Source organism: Latilactobacillus graminis DSM 20719 (assembly GCF_001436415.1).
GTDB classification, from domain to species: Bacteria; Bacillota; Bacilli; order Lactobacillales; family Lactobacillaceae; genus Latilactobacillus; species Latilactobacillus graminis.
In genome coordinates, this window is record NZ_AYZB01000020.1 from 20,232 (window position 1) to 44,929 (window position 24,698).

The 24,698-nt window shown below is 39.4% G+C and carries 18 protein-coding genes and 1 pseudogene; 13 read left to right on the forward strand and 6 right to left on the reverse strand.

Annotation, left to right across the window (positions count from 1 at the left end; all coding sequences use genetic code 11):
* Positions 1 to 24: 24 nt before the first annotated feature.
* Positions 25 to 1,305: a GTPase HflX gene (gene hflX, locus FC90_RS04280; RefSeq protein ID WP_057908063.1), complete on the reverse strand. Its 1,281-nt coding sequence runs from the start codon at positions 1,303 to 1,305 to the stop codon at positions 25 to 27.
* Between the two features lie 367 nt (positions 1,306 to 1,672).
* Between hflX and FC90_RS04285 the strand changes: the two genes are divergently transcribed.
* Positions 1,673 to 2,563, forward strand: coding sequence for an ROK family protein (locus FC90_RS04285; RefSeq protein ID WP_057908064.1), 891 nt, complete (start codon positions 1,673 to 1,675; stop codon positions 2,561 to 2,563).
* An 86-nt stretch (positions 2,564 to 2,649) separates the two neighbouring features.
* On the opposite strand, the gene FC90_RS04290 is transcribed toward FC90_RS04285, so the two are convergent.
* A complete protein-coding gene (locus FC90_RS04290; protein WP_057908065.1) occupies positions 2,650 to 4,086 on the reverse strand; it encodes an APC family permease in 1,437 nt (478 codons plus the stop codon).
* A 222-nt stretch (positions 4,087 to 4,308) separates the two neighbouring features.
* Here FC90_RS04290 and FC90_RS04295 point away from each other — a divergent pair, with 222 nt between their 5' ends.
* Both FC90_RS04295 and FC90_RS04300 read left to right on the forward strand, forming a co-directional pair.
* Positions 4,309 to 5,067: an ABC transporter ATP-binding protein gene (locus tag FC90_RS04295; RefSeq protein WP_057908066.1), complete on the forward strand. Its 759-nt coding sequence runs from the start codon at positions 4,309 to 4,311 to the stop codon at positions 5,065 to 5,067.
* Between the two features lie 14 nt (positions 5,068 to 5,081).
* The gene (locus tag FC90_RS04300) at positions 5,082 to 6,890 is read left to right on the forward strand and encodes an FtsX-like permease family protein (protein ID WP_057908067.1); all 1,809 of its coding nucleotides are present in this window, start codon (positions 5,082 to 5,084) and stop codon (positions 6,888 to 6,890) included.
* Positions 6,891 to 7,002: 112 nt separating this feature from the next.
* Here the strand turns inward: FC90_RS04300 and FC90_RS04305 are convergent, their stop codons facing one another.
* Positions 7,003 to 7,659, reverse strand: a complete 657-nt coding sequence (locus FC90_RS04305) for a histidine phosphatase family protein (protein WP_057908068.1) — start codon at positions 7,657 to 7,659, stop codon at positions 7,003 to 7,005.
* A 191-nt stretch (positions 7,660 to 7,850) separates the two neighbouring features.
* Between FC90_RS04305 and FC90_RS04310 the strand changes: the two genes are divergently transcribed.
* On the forward strand, positions 7,851 to 8,318 hold the full coding sequence (locus FC90_RS04310) for a transcriptional regulator, SarA/Rot family (protein WP_057908069.1): 468 nt from the start codon (positions 7,851 to 7,853) through the stop codon (positions 8,316 to 8,318).
* Positions 8,319 to 8,361: 43 nt separating this feature from the next.
* Here the strand turns inward: FC90_RS04310 and FC90_RS04315 are convergent, their stop codons facing one another.
* Together FC90_RS04315 and FC90_RS04320 are read right to left on the reverse strand one after the other, a co-directional pair.
* Positions 8,362 to 9,264 carry a proline-specific peptidase family protein gene (locus FC90_RS04315; protein ID WP_057908070.1) on the reverse strand — a complete coding sequence of 301 codons (903 nt, stop codon included), beginning with the start codon at positions 9,262 to 9,264 and terminating at the stop codon, positions 8,362 to 8,364.
* A 73-nt stretch (positions 9,265 to 9,337) separates the two neighbouring features.
* Complete coding sequence (locus FC90_RS04320) at positions 9,338 to 11,176, reverse strand: cation:proton antiporter family protein (RefSeq protein WP_057908071.1); 1,839 nt, start codon at positions 11,174 to 11,176, stop codon at positions 9,338 to 9,340.
* 154 nt (positions 11,177 to 11,330) lie between these two features.
* Here FC90_RS04320 and crcB point away from each other — a divergent pair, with 154 nt between their 5' ends.
* The 8 genes and pseudogenes from crcB to FC90_RS04360 all read left to right on the forward strand — a co-directional run bounded on the left by crcB (position 11,331) and on the right by FC90_RS04360 (position 20,312).
* The gene (crcB, locus tag FC90_RS04325) at positions 11,331 to 11,738 is read left to right on the forward strand and encodes a fluoride efflux transporter CrcB (protein WP_057908072.1); all 408 of its coding nucleotides are present in this window, start codon (positions 11,331 to 11,333) and stop codon (positions 11,736 to 11,738) included.
* A complete protein-coding gene (locus tag FC90_RS04330; protein ID WP_226789468.1) occupies positions 11,735 to 12,100 on the forward strand; it encodes a fluoride efflux transporter FluC in 366 nt (121 codons plus the stop codon). Before crcB ends, FC90_RS04330 begins: the two co-directional genes overlap by 4 nt.
* Positions 12,101 to 12,194: 94 nt before the next feature.
* On the forward strand, positions 12,195 to 14,486 hold the full coding sequence (helD, locus tag FC90_RS04335) for an RNA polymerase recycling motor HelD (RefSeq protein ID WP_057908074.1): 2,292 nt from the start codon (positions 12,195 to 12,197) through the stop codon (positions 14,484 to 14,486).
* Positions 14,487 to 14,659: 173 nt separating this feature from the next.
* Positions 14,660 to 15,589: a type I pantothenate kinase gene (coaA, locus tag FC90_RS04340; protein ID WP_057908075.1), complete on the forward strand. Its 930-nt coding sequence runs from the start codon at positions 14,660 to 14,662 to the stop codon at positions 15,587 to 15,589.
* A 153-nt stretch (positions 15,590 to 15,742) separates the two neighbouring features.
* Positions 15,743 to 17,281 carry a glutamine-hydrolyzing GMP synthase gene (gene guaA, locus FC90_RS04345; protein WP_192937887.1) on the forward strand — a complete coding sequence of 513 codons (1,539 nt, stop codon included), beginning with the start codon at positions 15,743 to 15,745 and terminating at the stop codon, positions 17,279 to 17,281.
* Positions 17,282 to 17,599: 318 nt separating this feature from the next.
* Positions 17,600 to 18,853: a glycoside hydrolase domain-containing protein gene (locus FC90_RS04350; protein ID WP_226789497.1), complete on the forward strand. Its 1,254-nt coding sequence runs from the start codon at positions 17,600 to 17,602 to the stop codon at positions 18,851 to 18,853.
* A 709-nt stretch (positions 18,854 to 19,562) separates the two neighbouring features.
* Positions 19,563 to 19,718, forward strand: a pseudogene (locus tag FC90_RS09470) (glycoside hydrolase domain-containing protein); the annotation flags it as partial.
* 3 nt (positions 19,719 to 19,721) lie between these two features.
* Positions 19,722 to 20,312: a hypothetical protein gene (locus FC90_RS04360; RefSeq protein ID WP_151886772.1), complete on the forward strand. Its 591-nt coding sequence runs from the start codon at positions 19,722 to 19,724 to the stop codon at positions 20,310 to 20,312.
* 798 nt (positions 20,313 to 21,110) lie between these two features.
* Here the strand turns inward: FC90_RS04360 and FC90_RS04370 are convergent.
* A complete protein-coding gene (locus tag FC90_RS04370) occupies positions 21,111 to 23,249 on the reverse strand; it encodes a MucBP domain-containing protein (protein WP_057908081.1) in 2,139 nt (712 codons plus the stop codon).
* Positions 23,250 to 23,788: 539 nt separating this feature from the next.
* Here FC90_RS04370 and FC90_RS04375 point away from each other — a divergent pair.
* A complete protein-coding gene (locus tag FC90_RS04375) occupies positions 23,789 to 24,631 on the forward strand; it encodes a helix-turn-helix domain-containing protein (RefSeq protein WP_057908082.1) in 843 nt (280 codons plus the stop codon).
* Positions 24,632 to 24,698: the final 67 nt, after the last annotated feature.

Below are 24,698 nucleotides of genomic sequence, written 5' to 3' on the forward strand. Positions count from 1 at the left end.
AGTCGGTAGCCCTTTTTTTGATAGTTAATTTGGCACTGCTTGCTGATAATGCTTAACAGGTCCCAGTAATTGAGGGTTGATTTGAGCCCGAATGAAGGTGCCGTTTTCTACATAACTTTGTTCTAGAATGCTAGCGTGATCACTGAGGTAAGAAACGGCTTGCCCTTGTGTATATGGAATTAAGAAGTCTAACGTTGGATATTGTTCGAAAAGTTGTTTGCTAATTAGGGCAATTAACGCATCAATGGCCGCTTCATCGCGCGCGGAGTAGACAATTTGATGACCATCGATTTCCGGATAGTGGGTATCTGGTTTTAAGTCAGCTTTATTAAAGGCTTCGATAACAGGGATATCCTTAATATTGAGTGAAGCAAGAGTTTCTTGGGTTGTTTGCATCATATCCAAGTAATTCGGATCAGAATAGTCGACAACGTGGATTAAAAGATCGGCATTCGCCGCTTCGGATAAAGTTGATTTAAAGGCTTGAACCAAGTGATGTGGGAGTTTTGTAACAAAGCCAACCGTATCACTCAGTAAGAATTTTTGCTGGTTGGATAGCACGATTTCCCGGACGCTAGTATCCAAAGTTGCAAAGAGCATATCTTTTTCAAAGACTTGTTTTTCTGGTGTATCGGGATTAAGCCGCTGCAAAATACGATTCATTGTGGTTGATTTACCAGCATTCGTGTACCCAACTAGGGCCACTACCGGAATCGCGTTTTTAGCGCGTTGCCGACGTTGGACAAGTTGCTGTTGGTCGATTTTGGCGAGTTCGCTTTTAAGTTTAGTAATTCGCTTTTCAATGAGTCGCCGGTCTAATTCTAGTTGAGTTTCACCAGCACCACGATTAGCGGTGCCCCCACCACCTTGTTGATCGAGTTTATTTTCGGACGGGTGTAAGCGTGGTAATTGGTACTTAGCTTCAGCGATAGCCACTTGCAATTGAGCTTCCTTGGTCTTAGCGCGTGAAGCGAAGATTTCTAGGATTAACTGTGTCCGATCAAGGATACGCATACCGAGTTCCTTTTCTAAATTGCGAATTTGGGAAGGGGAGAGCTCATCGTTGATCAAAATCAGATCAGCATCTTCTTGTGTGGCCTGTTCTTTAATTTCTTGTACTTTTCCTTTGCCAAAATAAGTGGCGTGGTTGGCTTGATCGATATTCTGACGAACGTCGCCAACGACTACCATATTATCAGCACGGGCCAGTTCCCCTAATTCACGCATTGTATAATCAAAATTAGTTTGGTGTTGACTAACGCCGGTTAGTAAAACCTTTTTAGGTTGTTGATAAGTTTCTTCCATAAGAACTCCTTTAGATACTAGTTCGGACAATTTTTAATCCGATCTTGACGTTTTCTTTGAGGGCCATGTTTAATCAAAAAGGGTTGGCGCAAAAAAATATTTCTTTGTCACAGCCCATAATTAAATTAATTTTAAAAAGCAAATGCCAGCAGAAATTACCAGGAAATAGCGATATGTTTATTCAATTGTGATTGCGGTTAAACCAACAGTTGCCACGTTGTGATACACCTTTGATAGTCCCCCATTTGATGGATTAAGTGTACCATGAAAGCCGTTAAAAGCCAAAGGGCGTGCTGTAGGGGATGATCTTATGGTAAAATGAAAGCGGTTGTTAAATATGAACAAGAATTACTTGGGGGAATTTAGAATGAAGAATTTAGCATTGCTTGATGTAGGAGGGACAACGATAAAATATGGCTTGTGGGATGGTACCGAACAGCAATTAATCAAGACTGGGACGGTTGTTACACCGAAATCACTGGCCGCTTATTATGCGGTCTTAACCCAAATTGTGGAAAATTTTAAGATACATGATCGGGTGGTTGGCGTGGCCATGAGTACACCAGGCGCGGTCAATAAAGCAACCGGGATTATTGAAGGTGCCAGCGCGTTACCATATATTCACCACTTTGAGATCCACGATGAACTTGAAACGCGATTTGGATTACCTGTGGCAATGGAAAATGATGCTAATTGCGCGGCTTTAGCAGAAGTCGGTAGTGGCGCGGCTCAAGGACTCCAAAATGTATTGTTAATGGTGATTGGAACTGGGGTCGGCGGTTCAGTGATTATTAATGGACAAGTTCAACACGGCCGCCATTTGTTCGGCGGTGAATTCGGGTATATGCTAATGAATGATGGTCGTATTTTAAGTGAAGTCGGGACTGCGGTGCACATGGCTGAGCGTTATAATCAAGCTGCCCAGACGAATTTTTCAGGGCAAGAAGTTTTTGAATTAGCTAACCAAGGTGATTTATTGGCGCAAAAGGAGGCGGACTTGTTATATATGAGTCTTGCTCAGGCAATTTATAATTTGCAATATAGTTTTGATCCAGAAGTCATTATTTTAGGGGGCGGGATTTCAAAAGCTGATTTTCTAATCCCCAATATTAAGAAGGCTTTAGAAAAAATATTAGATCAAGTTGATATTGCACCCTTTATGCCATTAATTCGGACGTGTCAGTACTATAATGATGCAAATTTAATTGGCGCAATGGAGGATTTTCGGCGTACTTATCCTGAGATAGTGGGCTATTAGATTGGTAAAATAGCATCCTATTGAGTTAGGACGGTCGATAAGGTAATAAAAAAGATTCGCTCCAAATCGGAGCGAATCTTTTTTGTTTAGATTGCATGTTTTCGTTGGTATTTCGCAATTAATGGTAAAATCACGCCGAGACCCATTAAAGCGGCTGAGACGACGATATTTAAGATTAACTCGTGGGTATATTTTGCAGTCCCTGGTGTGGCATCTTGTGGAAAGATACTAAAAATCGTTCCTAAAGCCGTGATGGCTAAACACCAGAAGCCAACAATGATTGCCCATGGTTTATTTTTAATGTATGTGTAGGTTGATGGGAATTTTTCGCTATTGAAACGGACTCTTAAAAAGGCAACGAAGATAAAGCACGTTACAAATGGTGATACAATACCGTTAATGTTCAACAGCCAATTAAAAATATCATTAATTTCGGGAAGAAAAGCACTGGAAGCTAACACGAAAGTACAAATACCGGTTGTTAACCAATAACCATTGATTGGGAGCCCTTGTTTGTTTGTTTTAGTTAGTGCTTTGGGTAAGAACTGTTTGGCTGTGTCGGATAGAAAAATCCGCGTACCGCCATCGAGTAGCATGGCTAATTGAGCACCCATGTAGATTGCTTGAGTGACCGCGAAGATGTACAGTAAGATCTTTCCCATGTGGAATTGTTGACCAAGTGCTAAGAAGGCGTAGTAGGAACCGTTCATCTTCAAATCGGCTGGTAAGTGGTTGGCATCAAAGAAGACCCCAATAGCCAATGAACCAAAGATGGTTAAAAAGGCGGTCATCAGAGCAAGTGCCATCATTGCTTTGGGAAAATCTTTTTTACCGTCTTTCATTTGACCAACATAAGGCGCCACCAGTTCGGCACCGTTCATGGCGAAAATCAGTAATCCAATGGTTGAGAAATAATGTAAGTTAAAATGTGGAATAAAAGTATGCAGATTTAATGGGTGAGTTGCAATGTGGCCGCCATTGAGTAAGCCGACAAAAGTCATAATCACAAATAAAATGGTCATGATAAACATGGCGCCCCCACCAACGATACTAAGGACCTGTAGCGATGATGTAAACTTGTGCTGGAAGAAGATGAAGAGGATCGTGATGGCCGCTGTGAGTAGCGCAAACGAAGCCCGTGAGAGCTTATCTTCTAAATTACCGTTACCAGTAATAATCCAAAAGAACGATACGACCATTGAATTGGCCACATCGACTAAGTATGGTAGACTAGCCACCCAGTAACACCAAGCGGTTAAGTAACCCCAAACATCTCCGCTGGTATGCCGCATCCAACTGGATAAACCGCCGCCGTCCTTGCTAAACGCAGAGCCTAAGTGGCCAACCATTAATTCATAAGGTAAGACATAGGTGAAAAGTAAGACAATCCATGAAAAGACAACTGCCATTCCTTGGTTTTGAAAATTATAAATAATATCGTCAAAGCCAATGACGGTGACAAAGTCCATTAAAGCAAGGACTTGCCACGTGATATATTTCTTTTTTGGTTCAATTTCATCCATCGTAAAGAAACCCCTTTTCTGAAAATTCACAATATTTTTATTATAGTCAAATCAGAAACGGAAGACAAAACTTTTTGAGCAATTCACATTAGTTTTTAAAAAATGGGTGCATCAGCTTACAAAATTGTTATTTAACTACCAGAAAATGTCATCTAAAAAGCGGGCGGTCTTGGAGAATATTCGGTAAGATAAGCAGTATCATGAAATTTGGAGGTAATATTAATGGACACACCAACAGTCGTTAGCATCAAAGACGTTCAAAAAACATACGGTAAACCCAATGAAAAGCAATATACGGCCTTAAAAGGCATTACTTTTGATGTCAAACAAGGAGAATTTGTCGGCATCATGGGTGCTTCAGGTTCAGGGAAAACCACTTTATTGAATATTTTATCAACTCTAGACAAGCCGACTGCCGGCCAAGTTGAAATTAATGGGCAAGCAATTAACGGCCTGAAGGGTAACCAGTTAGCCGATTTTCGGGCTAAGGAAATTGGCTTCATGTTTCAAGATTTCAATTTATTAGAAAACTTAACCGCTTATGAAAATATGGCGTTGCCATTGACCTTGCAAAACGTTGGCGGTAAACAAGTTCAGGATTTTGTCACATCAATTGCCAAGACCCTCTCAATTGATCGTTTATTAAATAAATACCCGACTGAATTATCAGGTGGGCAAAAGCAGCGGGTCGCTGCAGCACGAGCGCTAGTACACAAACCAGCCATTTTGTTTGGTGATGAGCCAACTGGTGCGCTTGATTCTAAGAGTGCTAAAGAATTGCTAGATACGATGGCACAACTCAACGAACAACAACGGGTTTCAATCTTATTAGTGACCCACGATCCGTTTTCAGCGAGTTATTGCCAACGAATTCTCTTTATTAAAGATGGTCAAATCGGCCAAGAACTGGTCCGTGGTGATCGGCCACGCAAAGCCTTTTATCAAGAAATTTTAGATACATTAGGCACATTTAATCATTAGGGGGCAGATCATTTATGTTGTTGAAGTTATCATTAACCGGCATTAAAGGACGATTAAAAGACTATATAGTATTATTTTCTGGGCTGATTATGGCCAGTGCGATTTTTTATATGTTTGAAGCCTTGGCGACGAACAAAAGCTTCGTTTCAAGTAACTCACCGATCAGAATGGCTAGTATTATTTTTCAAATTGGCTCGGTCTTATTAGGGATTATTACGCTGGTATATATAATTTATGCGAATAATTTCTTAATGAGTATGCGTCGTCGTGATTATGGAATGTTCATGATGTTGGGGGCCAAGGGGCGGAAGATTGCCCAATTAATTGCTGCTGAAACCCTCGTTATTGGGATGGCCGCAACCTTGGTTGGGACAGTGTTGGGCATTGGTTTGACACGAATTATCAGCAACTTATTATTATCCCAAATGGATATTCAAGTTAAGCAATTCTCACCGTTTTATTTACCTGCAGTAATCGTGACTGTGGTGTTTTTTATGGTTTTGTTCGTGATGGCTGCTGGGGTTAATCAATATCAACTTTTAAAAACACCAGTCTTACAACTGTTACACAATGATCAGCAACCCAATCACGTGTCACAAAATAAATTAGGCCAGCTGGTTCAAATTGTTCTGAGCTTAATTTTTCTGACAATAGGCTACACAATGCTAATTAACGTAGCCACATATCAGATTGCCGGTCTAGTGGTTGCTTTAGTAACAATTGTTTTGGGAACTTATTTTTTATTTAACGCCTTTTTCGGCTGGATGCTGCGGTTACTCAAAGGCAATCAGTATATCCGTAATCGGGGTTTGAATAATTTTACTTTAGCACAATTACGGTTTCGGATTAAAGACTACACGAAGATGCTGGCATTAGTGGCAATGTTGTTCGCACTGGCACTGGGAGCCATCACCGTGGGCATTGGCTATCAAAGTGAAATTCCAGCGATGGCTAAAACGATGGCCCCTTATGATGTTGTTTTAAACCAACCTAACCCCCAAGCACGCCAATTAGCTAAAAATTTAACCGGTGTCAAAGCAACAGCCAATTACGATGTTAAAGAAGATGCCCAAACAGTTTATTACCGGGCGACGCAACTTAAAAAGAACCCCATTATGGCCGTTCAATATAGTAATGATCGCGCTAAAGGGATTAAACCGGTGCAACTTAAGACACTACAAAAAGGGAATGTCGCGGCATTGCAAGCAATTCAAGTCCCAAGTCAATTCAGCAAAGATGTCAAAGTGGTCACAGACGCTGAATTTAGCCAAATTGCATCAGGCACAATCCCAATTAAAACCTACCGCGTTAAAGACTTCATGGCTAACTTATCTGTGATCAAGAAAATCCACACGCAACAAGTGATTGCCAACCCGGAATTGGCTAAAGGACAGGGGGCTCTCATGGATGGTAGTAAGTATGTTAACTACCAGATGGCCAATGGGATGTTCAGTGGGCTTGAATTCATGGGCTTTTTCCTCGGAATTGCATTTTTAGCCATGTTAGCTAGTTGTCTGATGTTCAAAATTCTATCCGGTGCTGCTAGTGACGTTAAACGCTATACGATGTTGGCTAAAATTGGGACCCGGCGCAGTTTGTTGAAACAATCGATTGCTAAGGAAATTGGTGTTTTATTCTGCTTACCAGGAATTGTCGGTAGCATTCACGTTTTATTTGGATTACAACTTTTCAAACAAATCATGCTCAACCCTTATCAGAATCTTTGGTTACCATTTACTATTTTCATGATTCTCTATGTCGGGTATTATTGGGTGACGACCTGGTTGTATCAAGGAATCGTACTAAAAACGGTTACGCAATAGGTCAATACACTTGGCAACTAGGAGATTAATAAAGTCAGTTGCGCTATCTGTGCGCATTAAAAGGGCCACGACAATTGTCGTGGCCCTTTTTCAGTATTGGGGGTAGTACCTGTTAAAGTGTTAATTGATTGTAACTTTCAACGGTCACGTCTGTATCGGTTAAGAGTACTTTACTAATACTGCCATTCATGGGACTGACAGTTACATCAAATTGCCCGTGTCCAAATTTCCCCACAATACTGCGAATGGTTGTGCCGTGGCTAACCAACAAGACCTTATCACCATCTGAACATTCGGCTCGGAGCTGTTTAAAGCCCTTACCTACCCGGGACCAATATTCAGCCGCATCTTCGGCATCATGGAATGGATCAGCGGCCTTCATGAAATCTTTAGAAGCATCCAGTGAGTAGTTCGTGATGATTTCTTGAAAAGTTTTGGCATCGTGACTAGCACCAGCCATATACCAAGCTTTGGGTGAATCTTCACCTTCAAAATAGCCATAGAATTCTTCACGAAAGTGGGGGGTGATTGAATAAGGTGTATCAAGATAGAAGTTTTTATGGAGAATAATCTTAGCAGTATCCATCGCGCGACTACGATCACTTGAATAGGCTTGGGCAAAATTTACTTTTGCTAAGGCTTGACCCGCTCGATTTGCATCAGCAATACCTTTAGGCGTAAGTGGCGAGTCTGACCAACCTTGCATGCGGTTATAGCGGTTAAAAAAAGTTTGGCCGTGACGGACTAAATAGAGTGTGATTCGTTTCATATGGGGACCTCCAAAAATAACTTTTTGATAATTTCATTCTAGCATAAATCATGTTTTCATGGCAGTTGGGAGATGTTTGTGGTAATTAATAGATAGGTTTGTTAATATTTATACTATAAGTGATAGTTTGCAAGCTTTTTGCCTAATAATACGAATAACCATAGTTGGTGTTAATGTAAAGGAGTAGTTAAATGCAACTAGAAACGGATAATATCCTTGTTGATCGATTCAACGAATGGTATCTGCAAATTGGCCAAATTTACAATCAGATTAATCATTTGACGGGCACTGATGATTTGAATTACGATCAATTTTTGATTCTCAGAACGATTAAATTAAATCCGAATATTGAAATGACGAAATTATCGGAGTGCTTTAATCTTTCAGGACCAGCGATTGCGCGCAAAGTTAATGTTTTATTTAAAAAACACTTACTGGTTAAAAATCGCAGTGATGAAAGCGATCAACGGAAGGTATTTATTACGTTGAATACAAAGGGATTGCGGATAGTTAACCAATTGGAAGTTGATTTTTATTTATTTTTTAAACAAATTAAAGATGACGAGTATGCTGAGCTGACCCCTTTATTTGAACAAACACGTTATATCTTCGAGAGGCTCGACCAAGTGGATTTTCATTCAGGTTTAAGCCAATCGTAAAAAGCCGCGGACAAATTTTTTAATTTGTCCGCGGCTTTTGAAATTAGTCGTTAAATTGGTTATTTTCAACGTCTTTAATGAACGTCTTCAAATGATCGAAGTAAACGGGCGCGTTATCAATCATATGATGGTGGCCACCATTGGGGGTTGTGACCAAACGTGCATGCGGAATCTTTTCAGCCATAATCTTAGCAGTAGCGATTGGCATGGTTTCATGTTCACCAAATGTGATTAATGTCGGAACCGTAATTTTGTGGAGTTGGTCCCGGAAATGCCAATCCTTTAATTTACCAGTCACAACGAATTCGTTATCACCTTGGAAGACACCGTAAACGTCGGTGGCCATTGTTGGAATCAGATGTGAAATGACCAGTGGTTGTTTACGATCAACATAACCGGTGTTTAACTTGTCGACAAGTGCTTGGTATTCATCGTTGTCGTAATCATTTTTAGCTTCACAGGCTTGCATGAATTTTAATTGTTCAGGGGTCATGATAGTTTCGCGAATTTTGTTGATGTTTGTGACATATTCATCGATTTCATCGACCATGCTTGAGATAATGGCACCCTTTAAATGTTGGCCGTATTTAGCAGCGTACATTTGAACTAATGCGCCACCCCATGATTGACCGATTAAATAGAAGTTATCGATGCCCAGTTTTTGCCGAACTTCTTCAACTTCATCTAAGAAGTAATCATAGGTTAGCAATTGGTCGTTACCTGGTTGTGAATAATCAGGTTGATCAGAATAAAATGAACCAAGTTGGTCATACATATGGACTTGCACACCCAAGTCAGCTAATTCTTGGCCAAAATTTTCCCAATATTCATGATTGCCACCAGGGCCGCCGTGTAAGCAGAGTAAATGAATATCGCCTGTTCCTTGCGTGTTGGTCCATAAATGGTAACCATTATCCAAAGTGAGGATCGTTGTTCCTTGTTTCATATCTGCACCATCCTTTAATTATGATAATTATATTATAAGCCTATTAGAGAAAATGTGCGAGCGGTAACATGATTTAGTTGAGGGTTTCTAATTGCCGGCGAATTGCTGGGACCGCTTGTTTATTACCGGTTAAGATGAGATGATCGTTTAGGTGGATTTGGGTATCTCCGTGTGGCATAATCAATTGTTTCTCACGATAAATGCGACTGATTGTGACCTGATCGACAAAGGGTAGATTAGAGAGTTGAATGCCAGTGAAACGCCGATTTTTAACAGTAACTTCAAAGAGCCCAGCATCGGTATTATCAATAATTTGTAATGTCGAGGGGGTTTCGATTAAGCTACGTAATAGACTGATATTGGCCTCGTAAGTATTGAAAATTTCAACACCGTGCTCCTTGAGGTCATCGTATTGGTCGTCTGAAATATGCTTAGATTCAAACCGCGCAATAATCCGCGGTACTTTGGCTTGAATGGCTTGTTGCGCGAGTTGGTAATTTTGGGCGTTGTTTAAATAGCCTAAGACCAGGATATCAGTATCAAAAATAGCGGCGGTCTTTAAGGTGGCCGGGGTCAAATCAGGGAGTAATTCAAGTTTGGCCTGGCTGTGGTAGATTTGGTAATTTTGTTGGTTATTGGTGAATAGTTGACTGGTATAAAGGCCCTTTGACAATTGTTGGGCAATTGGAATCGTCATAATGTTGGCACCGATGAAGTTGACGCGCTTGCGTGGTAAGTCTTCAGGCGTTGGCAGGTAGTAACGATTGAACAGAATTGGTCCGATAATACAACTAATGACAGCTGCAATCGTGAAGGCTCCAGCTTGTTGGGTGTTAATGACTTTCAAGTTTAATCCCACGGTTAAAATTGGCAAGACCAACGTAATCGTCGTTGAACTGAGGAAGGTGCCGGCTAGCGCATTCGTATTTTTGAAGCGCCGGTTTAAAATGAAGTAAATTAAGGCCTTAGCACCCATAAAGCTGATCAAGAAAAAGGGAATCAAGGTTAACGATTTGGGATCACGTAACAGGCCGGGAAGGTTAAGTTTGGCACCAGTCATGATGAAGAAAATAGGGATGAAAAAGCCGTAGCCCATTGACGTTAATTTATCCTGCGTTTCTTCGCGGGGACGTAGAAGTTTCATGACCATGCCAGCTAAAAAGGCGCCCAGAATACTTTCCGCGCCGACTTTTTCGGCAATTGATACCAACGTAATGATGAGGAAAAACGCTAAGCGAATATCGAGTTGGGTCGTTGATTTATCGATTCGTTCAAAGAAGTGATAGACCATTTTGAAGCGCATCAAAAGGAAAATTGCGGCTAGAAAAATTAATGATAACCACCAGAGACTCTGCGCTCCCGGGCTATTTAAGCCTGCATAAATCGTAAGGGCAATTAAGGGAACAATTTCGCCGAGGACGGCAATAAGGAGAATGGTTTGGCCGAGAGGTTGGCTGAGCAATTCTTTTTCCTTTAACGCCGCAATGACGACTCCGAGTGCAATCGTTGAAAAGAGAATCGTGGCTAGCGCGATATCGGTAAACAAACCGCTCCAAGCTAACAAACTAGCAAGGCCTAATGAGCTTAATAAGATGAGCGTAAAACTACCAATTGCCAGTTGTAGAGGAGTTAACGGTAATTTAGCCCCCGATTTAGTCGTGGTTGGTTGCTTTTTAAACAGATCGAAGTCGATTTCCATGCCACTTAAGAAAATAAGAACGGTGACCCCTAATGATGAAAGACCCGTCAAAGTGGGGGTGGTCGTGATTAGGTGAAGTCCGCTTTGGCCGAGCAAAATGCCGACCAAAATTTCGGCGACTGCGGTTGGGAGATAAGAAATTTTGAATTTTGCCATCAATAACGGGGTCATCAACGCCGCTAAGAGGACAATTACAAGTGCTAAGCTAGTCATAAAAAAGATCCTTTCAAGACACAATTAAGTTGTGTAGAGCATACACTAATCAACTAAAGCATGTCAAAGGCTGGTTGATGATTGTCAGGTGATTTACAATTGTGCACAACTTATGTAAAATAGATGCTACGATATTAAAAAAGGGGGGCTCAGGATGAAACTGAAAACAAGTCTAGCAGTCGGTATTTTTGCTTTTTGGGGTGGTATTTTACGCTATGTAATCGGCTTAGGGTTTCACCAGGTAGCAACCTTTCCTTATGGGACTTTATGTGTAAATTTAATTGGCGCATTTGGGCTATCTTTTTTATTACGCTACTGTGTAGTCCGTAATCGGATTAATGCTACCTATACGTTAGCCATCGGGACCGGATTTTTGGGTGCCTTTACTACATTTTCGAGTTTCAGTGTTGATACCTTACGATTATTACAAACTAATCAGTGGCTGGCTGCCAGTCTTTATGTCGGCATCAGCTTAATAGGTGGCGTCGGTTTAAGTCTAATAGCTGATTATTGGGCAGTCTGGTGGCTCGATCGATCCGGAAAGTCGCAGGGGCATAAATGATGAACTTATTACTAGTTGGTTTGGGTGCCGCAATTGGCGCGATTATACGCTATCAATTAACGCGGCTCGGGCCGCGCATTGTCAGCGAGTATCCATTAATTACTTTTTTAATTAATCTAACTGGGAGCTTTTGCTTAGGCTGGGTGACCGGCGTTGAATTGCACCAACCAGAGATGCTCTTTTGGGGCGTTGGCATCATGGGAGGTTATACGACCTTTTCAACATTCAATCATGAACTGAGCCAGTTATGGTTGCGTCGACGGTATCATATTTTTTTCGGTTATCTACTATTAACCTATGGGTTAGGCATTATGGTTGCGGCCGCTGGCTTATACCTGGGCCAATCATCACAAAGTGGATGATTAAATTGACACAGATTAGTGCTGAGAGTCGCACTCTTGTGAAAATAGTGGTAAACTTGTAGGATTGTTTATTTAGAAATTGGGGGCACTTGCTGTGACTGACGAACAAAAATCATTTGAACAAAGCCGTTTAACAAGGATTATTGGCTTAATTAAAAACGCTGAAAAGCACTTCGAAGGCGCCGTTAATCGGGCTAAATCAGAAGAAAAGGAAATTAACGCAAATTTCTTTGACGATGTGCGTTTGAATTTCAATAATGATTCGGCGATGACTGAAACAGCAGTCTCTATCGAACAACAACGGCAAATGCTACAAGAACGTAATAATTCTTGGCAGCAATCTTCGCGCCAGCTCGCGACGTTGCAAAAAATGGAAAAGACACCTTATTTTGCGCGGATTGATTTTAAAGAAAAAGGTGAACCGACCCCTGAATCGATTTATATCGGCTTGGGTTCTTTTACCGACCAAGATGATCATTTCTTAATTTATGATTGGCGTGCGCCCATTTCATCGATTTACTATGAAGGTAAAACCGGTGCAGTGACATACCAAACGCCAGACGGTCCACAAGCTGTTGATATTTTTTTAAAACGTCAATTCTTAATTGAAAATGGGCAAATCAAGGCGTTATTTGACACACAAGAAACGATTGGCGATCAAATGTTGCTTGAGGTGTTGGGTGAAAAGTCAGATACGCAGATGAAGAGTATTGTGACGACGATTCAACGTGAACAAAACCAAATCATTCGCAATACTGATGCGGATTTACTGTTTGTCCAAGGGGCTGCTGGTTCGGGGAAGACCTCCGCAATCTTGCAACGGATTGCTTTTTTGCTTTACCGCTATCGCGGCAACCTCGATTCTAGCCAAGTGATTATGTTTTCGCCGAACCAACTATTTAACGATTATATTGCTGATGTGTTACCCGAGCTGGGTGAACAAAATATGATTCAGATGACATACTATCAATATGTTGCCCGCCGGCTACCGAACCTTACGGTACAGAGTTTGTTTGATCAATTCGAAACGCCAATTTCTGAAAAAGATGGGCGGATTAGCCGTTTGAAGGAAAGTTTAGTTTTCTATCAAGCTGTTAAGCGTTACGCAGCCCACCTTGAAAAAGGAGACATGCGGTTTCGCGATTTAAAAGTCGGCGGAAAGGTTCTACTCAGTAAGGAAAAAATTAGCGAAGTTTACTATCGGTTTAACGAAAACTATCATTTAGGGAATCGGTTGGATGCCACTAAAGAAAGTTTATTACGAAGTTTAAACCATAAAATTAATCACGAGACAAAGGCGGACTGGGTCACCGAACGTGCTGAAAACTTGAGTGATGAAGAGCTACGCGGAATAACAGTTGGTAAAGATTTTAAAACCGGGGAAGCAGAAAGTAAGTACATTGCTAAGCAAATTGTGCTGGAGGCTTTCAAGCCAGTTCAAAAGGGGATTCAACGAAACCGTTTCTTAAGCATTCAAGCACAATATGTACATTTTATGCGGATTGTACCACAGTTGGTTGATTTGGCAGAGTTCGCAATTACCGCAGAAGACTGGCAGGCACATGTGAGTGATTTTGTCGCTAATTTGAAGGCTAAAAAAATGACGTTATCAGACGTTACCCCATACTTGCATCTCTATGATTTAATGACCGGTAAGCATGGTGAACGCGATATGCGCTTTGTTTTCATTGATGAAATCCAAGATTATACGCCATATGAACTAGCATTCTTGAAGATGCACTTCCCCAAAGCACGGTTTACATTGCTGGGGGATTTGAATCAAGCGATTTTTACTAAGGAAAGCAGTACCAATTTACTCCAACAAGTACAACAACTCTTTGATGCGCAAAATACGAAGGTTGTTCAGCTGACACGTTCATACCGTTCAACACAGCAAGTAACAGACTTTACTAAAGGGCTTTTAAAAGGTGGTCAGAAAATTGACGCCTTCAATCGCCAAGGCGACAAGCCCAACTTGATTGTGCGTTCAACCGAAGAGGCATTAGTCGCCGACGTGAATGCTCAATTGGTTAAAAATACCGCCGACAAGTTAACGACGGCCATTATCACTAAGACGTTGGTCCAAGCTCAAGCCCTAACGGCTAAGTTGAAAGCCAGTGGGACGAAAGTGACACTGATTCGCTCTGAAAATCAACGCTTAGCAGCAGGGACTTTAGTGGTTCCTAGTTTCTTAGCCAAAGGATTAGAATTTGATGCGATTATTGGTTGGCAAATTAGTGCCAGCAATTATGCGCATGAAAATCAGCGTCAATTACTGTATACGATTTGTTCACGGGCCATGCATCGTTTAACCTTGTTAGCAACTGGTAGCATGTCACCGTTAATTGATAATGTTGATCCAGATGAGTACACATTGATTCAATAAGTGAAGAACGCGCGCTGAAAGGCGGGCGTTTTTTGATATTATCAACTACCGTGAAAGAAAACTGTAAAGGCCTAACATGCAGTACAATTGACGATTATTTAAAAGTAAACCGATTGGTGACGCACTCTAGATTTAATGTTAAAATGGATGCGATTAGTATTGGAGGATGTCATATGAAAAACGAGATGAAATATTATCAAATCTCGCGTGATGAGTGGCGTTTTTTTCACGGCCACGGGGATGCATATACTGGCATTACAGCTGATGAATTACAACAAATTCGGGGCTTGAATGATCGGATTTCCCTTGCGGATGTAAGTGATATTTATTTGCCATTGCGTCATTTATTACAGATGAATTATGAACAGTTCCAAGTACAGCAAGTTCAAAAATCACAATTTCTTAAGATTGAGCCGCACCGCACCCCGTTTATCATTGGCATCGCCGGCAGTGTTGCGGTTGGTAAGAGTACCACCGCGCGTTTGTTGCAACTTCTTTTGAGTCGGGCGTATCCGGATCGGAAAGTTCAATTGATGACAACAGATGGATTCTTATACCCCACCGCGACATTGAAGCAAAAAGGGATTCTCGATAAAAAAGGGTTTCCTGAAAGCTATGATATGCCACGCTTAATTCACTTCATGAACGCGGTTAAAAATAATGTTGAACCGGTCAAAGCGCCAAAGTATTCGCACCAAATTTACGATATTGTGCCTGGCGAGTTTGATATCATTGATGATCCGGATATTTTAATCGTTGAAGGCATTAATGTATTACAGTTACCCTCGACTGAGCAAATTTTCGTCAGTGACTTTTTTGACTTTTCAATATATGTCGATGCACAAGCCGACCTGATTAAGAAGTGGTTTCTAGAGCGTTTCGATTTACTACTTGACCTCGCGCAAGATGATCCAACCAATTACTACTATCCATACGCGATTGGTGACCGTGGGAGCGCCTTTAAGATGGCACGACGGGTATGGCGCGATATTAATTTACAAAATTTAAATGAGTATATCTTACCAACGCGTAATCGTGCGGATGTTATTTTGCATAAAACAAGACATCACGTGATTGACAAGGTATTTCTCCGTAAATATTAATAAACAGCTGGGCTTTTTCACAGATCAGCAGCAATCCATTGACGTTTCTATGATTAATCAGTAAAATAGATACATTATAGTTTAAGCAGCGTTAACAAATGAGCATTAAGTGCTCGATACAAAAAAGGAGTGAGTTGTTTGGCCCAAAAGGACATGCAAGATTTCGATAAGATTATCGTCTTAGATTACGGTAGTCAGTATAATCAATTGATTACACGTCGTATCCGTGAATTCGGGATTTTCTCTGAATTGTTACCTAACACGACAACCGCGGCGCAAATCAAGAAAATCGCCCCTAAAGGAATTATTTTCTCTGGTGGCCCAATGAGTGTTTACGATGATGGGGCTTTTTCAATTGACCCTGAGGTGCTAGAACTTGGGATTCCAATTCTCGGGATTTGCTACGGGATGCAATTGATTAGTTATACGGGCGGCGGCAACGTTGAAGCATCGACAGAACGTGAATATGGTAAGGCTGAAATTACGGTTACTGATAAAGACAGTGACTTATTCAAAGGTCTTCCTGAAAAACAAACGGTGTGGATGAGTCATGGCGATAAAGTGACCGCGATTCCTGAAGGTTTCGTCACAGTTGCTGAAAGTGATAACACACCTTTTACGGCGATCGAAAACCGCGCCAAGCACATTTATGGAATTCAATTCCATACCGAAGTTCGGAACACTGAATTTGGAAACGATATTTTAAAGAACTTTGCATTTGGTGTCTGTGGCGCGCAAGCCAACTGGACCATGAACGATTTCATCGACATGCAGATTGAAAAGATTCGCGAACAAGTCGGTGACAAAAAAGTCTTGCTCGGCCTTTCAGGTGGGGTGGACTCTTCGGTTGTTGGGGTTTTACTACACCGCGCAATCGGCGACCAATTGGTCAGCATCTTTGTTGACCACGGCTTACTCCGTAAAGGCGAAGTTGAACAAGTGATGGCAAGTCTGGGCGGTAAATTTGGCTTGAACATTATCCAAGTGGACGCAAGAGAACGTTTCTTGAACAAACTCGCAGGTGTTTCGGATCCAGAAAAGAAACGGAAGATTATTGGTAACGAATTTATCCAAGTGTTCGACGAAGAAGCCACTAAGTTAAACGGCATTGACTTCTTAGCGCAAGGGACTTTATACACGGACATTATTGAAAGTGGAACCAGTACGGCAACAACCATCAAATCCCATCATAACGTTGGTGGGCTACCAGAAGACATGCAATTTAGCTTAATTGAACCTTTAAAGACGTTATTTAAAGACGAAGTTCGTGACCTTGGTGAAAAATTAGGGATGCCACATGAACTCGTTTGGCGCCAACCATTCCCTGGTCCTGGTCTTGGGATTCGGGTCCTTGGTGAAGTCACAGAAGACAAATTGAAGATTGTCCGCGACAGTGATTTAATTCTGCGTGAAGAATTTGCGCTTGCCGGCTTAGATAAAACAGTTTGGCAATACTTTACTGTCTTACCAGGTATCCGCAGTGTGGGTGTCATGGGCGATGGTCGGACATACGACTATACAGTCGGCATCCGGGCCGTTAACTCAATCGACGGCATGACAGCCGACTTCTCACGGATTCCATGGGATATTTTGCAAAAGGTTTCGGTGCGAATCGTCAACGAAGTCGATCACGTCAACCGAATCGTGTACGATATTACGAGCAAGCCACCTTCAACAGTGGAATGGGAATAAAAAAAGAAACCGTGAATCCTTTGATACTCAAGGGATTCACGGTTTTTTATTTTTGCAACCATTTTGTAGCCAATTATCAGTAAACTGTCATGCTCCAACATTTTCAACATCTGGTTGTGGACGACCATAGTTGGCGACCTAGTAGTTTTGTGGCATAAGTTTTCTCGATAGAACCGTGGTTGGTTAAACCACGACGCGCAGACGAATAAATGTCACACTTTGGATAACCATTGGCTTTAACCACCGTTCAACTCAACTAGTGATTTAACAGTCATTAAAGGCTTATTAACCAGTAATGGGAATACGAATCGCGATTCAATTGCTTGTGATACCTCGACGCAATTAACTGGAGCTAACGTCGCAACGCTAAAACAATATGGATTTAGTATCGTAGGTCGCTACCTAACGGGTACCGTAGGTGTCGGCCCCAATAAACGAGCAAAGAATTTAACCATTTCTGAAGTCAATACAATTACAACTGGTGGTTTAAGCATCTTTCCAATTTATCAAGATTATGATGGTGACCAAGCTTATTTCACAGCAAGCCAAGGGAGATTAGATGCACTGACAGCAAGAAATGCAGCACTATCGCTAGGATTCCCTAAAGGGGTAACGGTTTATTTTGCGGTTGATTCAGACGTGCTTGACGGCGATATTGCAAGTGTTGTTTTACCTTATATTAAGGCTGTTAACGCTGAAATGACATACTATAAGGTCGGTATTTACGGTACGAGAAATGTCTGCAGTCATGCATTAGCTGCAGGAGCTGCGACTAAATGTTTTGTTTCCGATATGTCAACTGGCTTTTCCGGTAATTTAGGGTATAAAATGCCAAATAATTGGGGTTTTGATCAATTTATTGAGTATAGTATTGGCAGTCTCCCAATTGATCAAGTGGCAGCTTCCGGACTTGATAGCGGGAGCGATACTTTCAATATTGACCCTGGTCAAATTATGGCGGATACCACTCACAATTTAGTATCAAGATTGCCAGGGTGTGCTGCACTATGGAACGTTGATTTCTCAGTGACAAGTAAATTTGAGTATCATGACCTCTTGGTAGATATTTATGGTGAGGTAATAGACAAGTGGGACGAAAATAATAAGAAGAATATGGCCACATTAAGTGTTAAAAAAGGTAAAATAAGCGGCAGTTTAAATGAAACGTTTACAAAATATGGTGATATCTTAGTTGATATTAAACAAGCGGATATGGAAGCAACCTTCAATGATATTGCCGCACAGCTTGAAAACGGGAGTATTAGTTGTTCGCCAAAAATTAGAAATGGTTTGGTCGGTTTAAAATTTGTTTTTGAAGCATCAAGAGATCTCGGAAAAAAAGGAAAAGTCAGTTTCACGGTGATAATCGAAGTCTATGTTCATCCAGGTGGCTTTGGAATCCCAGACGCAGTGTTAGCTGAAGCATTCGCATCTATTCCAGAATATGAGAAACAATTAAACCCTAATCTGTTACCAGTGCTTAGGGGACTGGTGGCAGCAGTTCTTTCAATTGCAATACCAGAGGCTATTCCACTAATATCTTCGGTTGGGGCAGAATTAGCAATAGACTAAGAACTTAGTTGTATTATCCCAACAAAAAGAAAATAATTAAGTTTAACAACGATAGCGCTAAAGTTAAGTAATTCAAAAAAATTTAAAAACTCGTTGCTTATTACTATGGGGTGGAATATCGCTATTTTCCTTTAAAAATGATAGATAGGGTTCTTAGAAAATTGTTCTATTTTTTTTACAAGAATAAATTTTGAGCTATTGGCTAAAACGATAGCAACTAAGAAAAATAATACATTAGTATTGTGTACTGCACTGTCGTAAGCATTATCAGTTCCAAGAGCAATACCGAAAAGACAAAGTGCTAGAACCGGGAGAAAGACGTAGCTTCGAATGAGTATAGAATAGTGTGGAATATTATTTTCAAATAGTTCTGCTGACTCAAAATTGAATAATCTTCGTCTTGATTTAGGTAGATGTCTAATTATTTTTCTTCTTTTTCTTTCTGTAAAGTAGAGGCTAAGTTGCACAAGAAAAGGGCTAAAAAAAAGTATATAAAGCGCGATGCTATTCAACATATTGTTTCTCCTATAACGATAATGATTTATTTACTCATTATAACTTTATTGCTTATAATGTAAATAAACTGTAATAGTATAAAAATTTTTCAGAATGAAGAGGTTGGGACAAAATCTGTGTTGTGCCAACCTTCTTTTTTATATCCGAACTTTTACACTTAAATATTTTATAAGGTACATCTTAATTTCAATATATGCAAGGCGTTAACGCGGCATTTAACCAAATTGACCGATTCCGTGTTGGGATTTATGGTACACGGAATGTCGCCCAGCACGTGATTGACTCAGGGTTGGCTGTTTATGCCTTTGTGTCAGACATGTCGACAGGCTACTCTGGTAATCTAGGTTATCCAATGGCCAAATTATTAGGTGGACATATCAATAATGTCATTGATTTTGAACTTGGTAAAGAATATTTAATTGGCGCAAACCAATTTATGCGAGTTACTTTTGAAGGCGAAATGGGCGCCGGTGATGGACCTGTCAAAATAAAAAACGGGGTTATTGAGGAAGTTGAATTGGCAAAGCAATTAGAGAAGCAATTTGGTTCATACAATGAGACAGAACTAACTGCTTTGTTTAACAAAACAGGTATTACAAGTCTTGGCGCTAAAATTTCTAATGGCGGCGTTAAGATTAGTGCTGAAATGACGACAGGGGGTCTTTTGATTACAATGGAGGAAAGCATCAAGGGTATGATGCACCAAGATAATTTACCGCTTGATTGTAAAGTAATCTACAAAGTGTTGATTTATAATGGCTACTTTTCCGGTAATGATGTTCTAAAAGTCTTAGAAACTGATGCAGAAAAGATTCGAGCGGGCGTATTAATTGGGTTAGATTGGTTGACTAACCAAATAAAACCTATTTGGGTCGAGATTGGAGCTTTTCTTGCAATATTAGCTGCGCTTCTCCCTTATGTTGCAGCGGCTGCATTAGCTTAACAAAAAGCAGTTTACCTTGGTTTAAGGTGAACTGCTTTTTTAGAATAACCCTTTTAATTCTAATGCTTTGTAAAAAATAGAATCAAACGTTAAATATACTAATACCACTAGAAATTGAAATCCACTGCTTATCATATTTAATGAGGAATATATCGGCATCACTGGAGGTAAAAAGAAGTCATGTAGGGGAAAGTGCCAGCCATAGTTAATATAGCTAAAATTAGGATATATTCCAAATAAGAAAAACAAAAATAAAAAAAGTTTAATGCAAGTTGTCATATATTTATAATATCTATACAAGTGGATCTTTTTTTGTAATATAAAAAAAGTAGTAATTAACAACAATAATGCAATCAGACCATAATCAATCGGCGTCAAATTTTTAGGTGTGTTTTTATAATTAAGTGTTGAAAACTTGTAATTGTAACGTAAATATATATTGAAAATAGTTGATCCGATGAGTAGATAGATTACTATTTGTTTGTATTTGGCTATATTTATAAACTTATCTTTCAATAATTGTGGATTAAGCTTTCTTTTATCCAATCTAGTCGCTTCCTAATCATATCGATTTTACGAATAGCGTCAGTTTACCATGTAAATTAGTAGCGAACAAGATGTGTCTCGCTTTGCGTTCAGTTTCTGGCACCAAAAAATAGTTTTAAAATTTATAAACCGAATTTTTGACGAGTTTGTAGACACAAAAGATAGCCAATTGTTCAAATTATGCTTGTAAAAAAAGAGGTATTCAGAAAATTTTATTTTCTGAATACCTTTTTCCAATAAAAATACTATAGTTTATTTTTGTTTACTTTTTTTCCGCTTTCCAATTACTACTAAGGTAAACAGGACAAATAATAAGCCAATTCCGATCATTACTTTTTGACTTGATTTTTCTTCTCCTGTATTTGGTAACTTCCCAGCAGAACTGTCTTCTCTATCTGTTTTCTCTCCACTTTGTTTGTTCTCTTTGTCTTGATAATTATTTTCTGATTCGTTCTCATCATTCTTTTCTGACACATCTGGTTCGAGATTATTATTTTCTTCATTTTCCAGTTGGACAGCGTAAGTATACACTACTTCTTGCGCTTTTTCACTAAAGATTCCTGATGCATTACTTGGCGTTTCAATCACAGACCAGCCGGTAATTTCTTTTGCTTCACTCTTATATGGCAACCCGATTTTTCCACTTAAGATTTTTGGCTCTGACAATTGATTTCCTTTGGAATCCTGATACCGCACCGTCACTGGTGCTGCATTGCTGCGCTCATATACATACACTACTTCTTGGGTATCTTCACTAAAGATTCCTGATGCATTACTTGGCGTTTCAATCACAGACCAGCCAGTAATTTCTTTTGCTTCACTCTCATATGGCAACCCGATTTTTCCACTTAAGATTTTTGGTTCTGACAATTGATTTCCTTGGGAATCCTGATACCGCACCGTCACTGGTGCTGCATCGCTGCGCTCATATACATACACTACTTCTTGGGTATCTTCGCTGAAGGTGCCCGTCACATCACCTTGTACTTCTTTTAGAGTATACCCGGCTATTTTTAACCGATACTCTGGCGTTGTTGCATCAAAAGATTCACCAATATTACCGCTAATGTTTTGAGAAGGTTTCAATTCATTCCCGTCAGTATCAATATAACTTACTATGATATCTGCAGCGGCTTCTTGATGATTGATCAAGAATTGGTGCAAATAGGTTCCTGAAGAAATGGCGTAAAAACTATAATCATCTGGTTGTGCATAGGATCCAGCAAGATTATTAAATCGTGCGTTATACGACATTGTTTCAATACTTTCAAACTCACTTTGAGTAACCCCAGATACAGTAATCCCATCTTCAGTAATAGCTAGTCTTGAAGAAGGTACCTGTACACCATTCAAATCAAAGGATGTCTGACTAGTACTATTAGATGTTGTAAAAGGCGGCTGATACCCATCAAAATTTGTTAATCGATTGGGCATTAGTGAAAATGGGACAAAAAAAGATTGATTTTCCTGATCATACTTTAAATCTTTAGCTGATATTGAAGTTGGCTCATCTTTTCTTCCTACATTCTGGCCGTAAGCTGCTAAACTTTCTAATTTAGGAAACTCATTAATTACAGTAAAGTCTGAAACACCACAAAATTGAATCCGTAATTCTCTTAAATTGGGGAGAGCAACTAATGGAGCAATAGTTGTAATATTCATATTAGAGTCAAAGCTTAACGATTCTAGTCCGCTCATGTTAACAATCTTTGAATATACAGCATCTGTCACACTTGCATCAGTAAGGTCTAATTTCGTTATGTTATCTCCAAAATTAGGTACGTTATCATCAGTTACATTTGCCCCCATCAAATAAACATAAGCTAAATTCTTACAAGTGGTTAAAACAGTAAAATCAGTAATCTGATTCGTTCCACTCATGTAAAAAGAGGAAAGACTTGTAGCATATTCTAATCCAGTCAAGTCTGCAATATTAGCATCACTAGGGTATATATATAGCATTTCTAAATGACTGATTTTTTCTTTTGTGATTTCTGAGACTGATATACCAAGAGAATTGGCGACAATCGATTGTAATGTTGGATCTGGCAGCCATGATGAAAGATCTTCTTCTGCTGCCATAACATTATTCGAGGCAGCTACTTCCGATGATGCTGTAGCATTAGGTTGATCAAAGACACTCGAGTCAGGTACCTCTAAGGGCCTTTCGCTCGTCCCGTTTGTTGACTCCTTATTGTTCTTTGAAGAATCAATCGAATTACTTGGATCAGATAAAGACGCCGTTGTCTTTTCTATAGATTTTAAATCCGTATTGTTATATTGCTCTACGGTCTCTTTTTGTTCTTCAGCCCATACTTTTATCGAAGGCGTTAAGACAAGGGAATTTAATAAGATAGCTAACGATAAAACACCAAAAATCTTTTTCTTCATTATAAATCTCCTTCTTTAGTAACTCTATAAGTATTAAAGTAATCATCTATTCTTTATTTCACTCAAATTTTTATGTCATATTTCTATCAAATCAAGCATGGTAAATAGCGCTTTTTTCTATGGCTCAGTTTGTAATTGCGCCTGTTTGGTTTCTAGCGATCTATTACATCTGCTATAGTTGGTCCGGTTGGTAAAAGATTCCCCAATAATAGAATCATTGCGGCGAATGGTTCTCATAGATTTCTCACAACTTTCTCCTTTATTTTTCCTCATTTTCACATGTTCATCCATATACAATATCATTTTTTTAAGACAATTGTCCAAAAGAAGTATTATAAGTCATTTTTATCAAAATCTTATATGTATTAATTTACTACTTCAAAAATATGGTTTAAAATCATAATGTTTATCTGCGATAGATCAGGTAAGAAGCTCGGAGATCAATATTACAGAAAAAATAACCTTGGAAAACCAATTAAAAATACTTTAATTAGTTACAAAAAAAATCATAAATAATTAATTTTTTATAGGAGGTTATCATGGATCTAGGATTAACCATAAGAAAAATAAGAGTTGAAAAAGGGTTAACACAAAAAGAAGTTTGTAAAGATATCGTTACTATGAGCTACTATAGCCGTATTGAAAGAAATATAAGTGAACCGACTATTTCAGTATTTCTAGAAATTTTAAAACGATTGAACATCAGTTTTGATGAATTTATGTTTATACACCTAAATTACAAAGAATCTTCCAGCGATTTTTGGTGGTATAGATTGTCCGATCTTTATCATTCGGGAAATATCGAAGAGCTCCAAAAAATTAATACTATTTTAGAAACATCTTCTAACAAAAATGATTTGCAATATCAATATATAGTCCAACTTTGTATAATGCGCTTGAGAGGGAATATTCCTGAACCCAATGAGAATATGTCTATTGTAAATAAGTTGATGACCATGGATTTATGGACAAGTGAAGAGATAAAAATTTTCATATCGACAATGGATATACTGCCATTGGAAACTGTAACAGTTATAGTTAACGGAATACTTAAAAGAAGGACTCTTTATTCAAAATCAAAAGGATTCAATTCCCCTTATAATAAGATACTTATTAATGCCACTTTACTATGTATTGATGCCTCCCAATTTTCTAAAGCAAAAAAATATTTGATTGAGTATCAAAAGTCTCTTGAAACAAGAGATTTTTATGGTCGTGCCATGGCTGTATATTTAGAAGGGCTACTCTTAGTTATGACAGGGGATTCTACAACAGGGAACCAAAAAGTAACCCGTTTTTTCGACATTTGTGAATCGTTAGATTTAAATCACTTTTCCAAAAAGTATAAAGATTATTTTGAACGCCTTACCAATAAGAAATGATTGGCTTACAACCATACAATAGTAGGCGAATTCTTAATAATTATATAATGAATAATTCCTTATACTA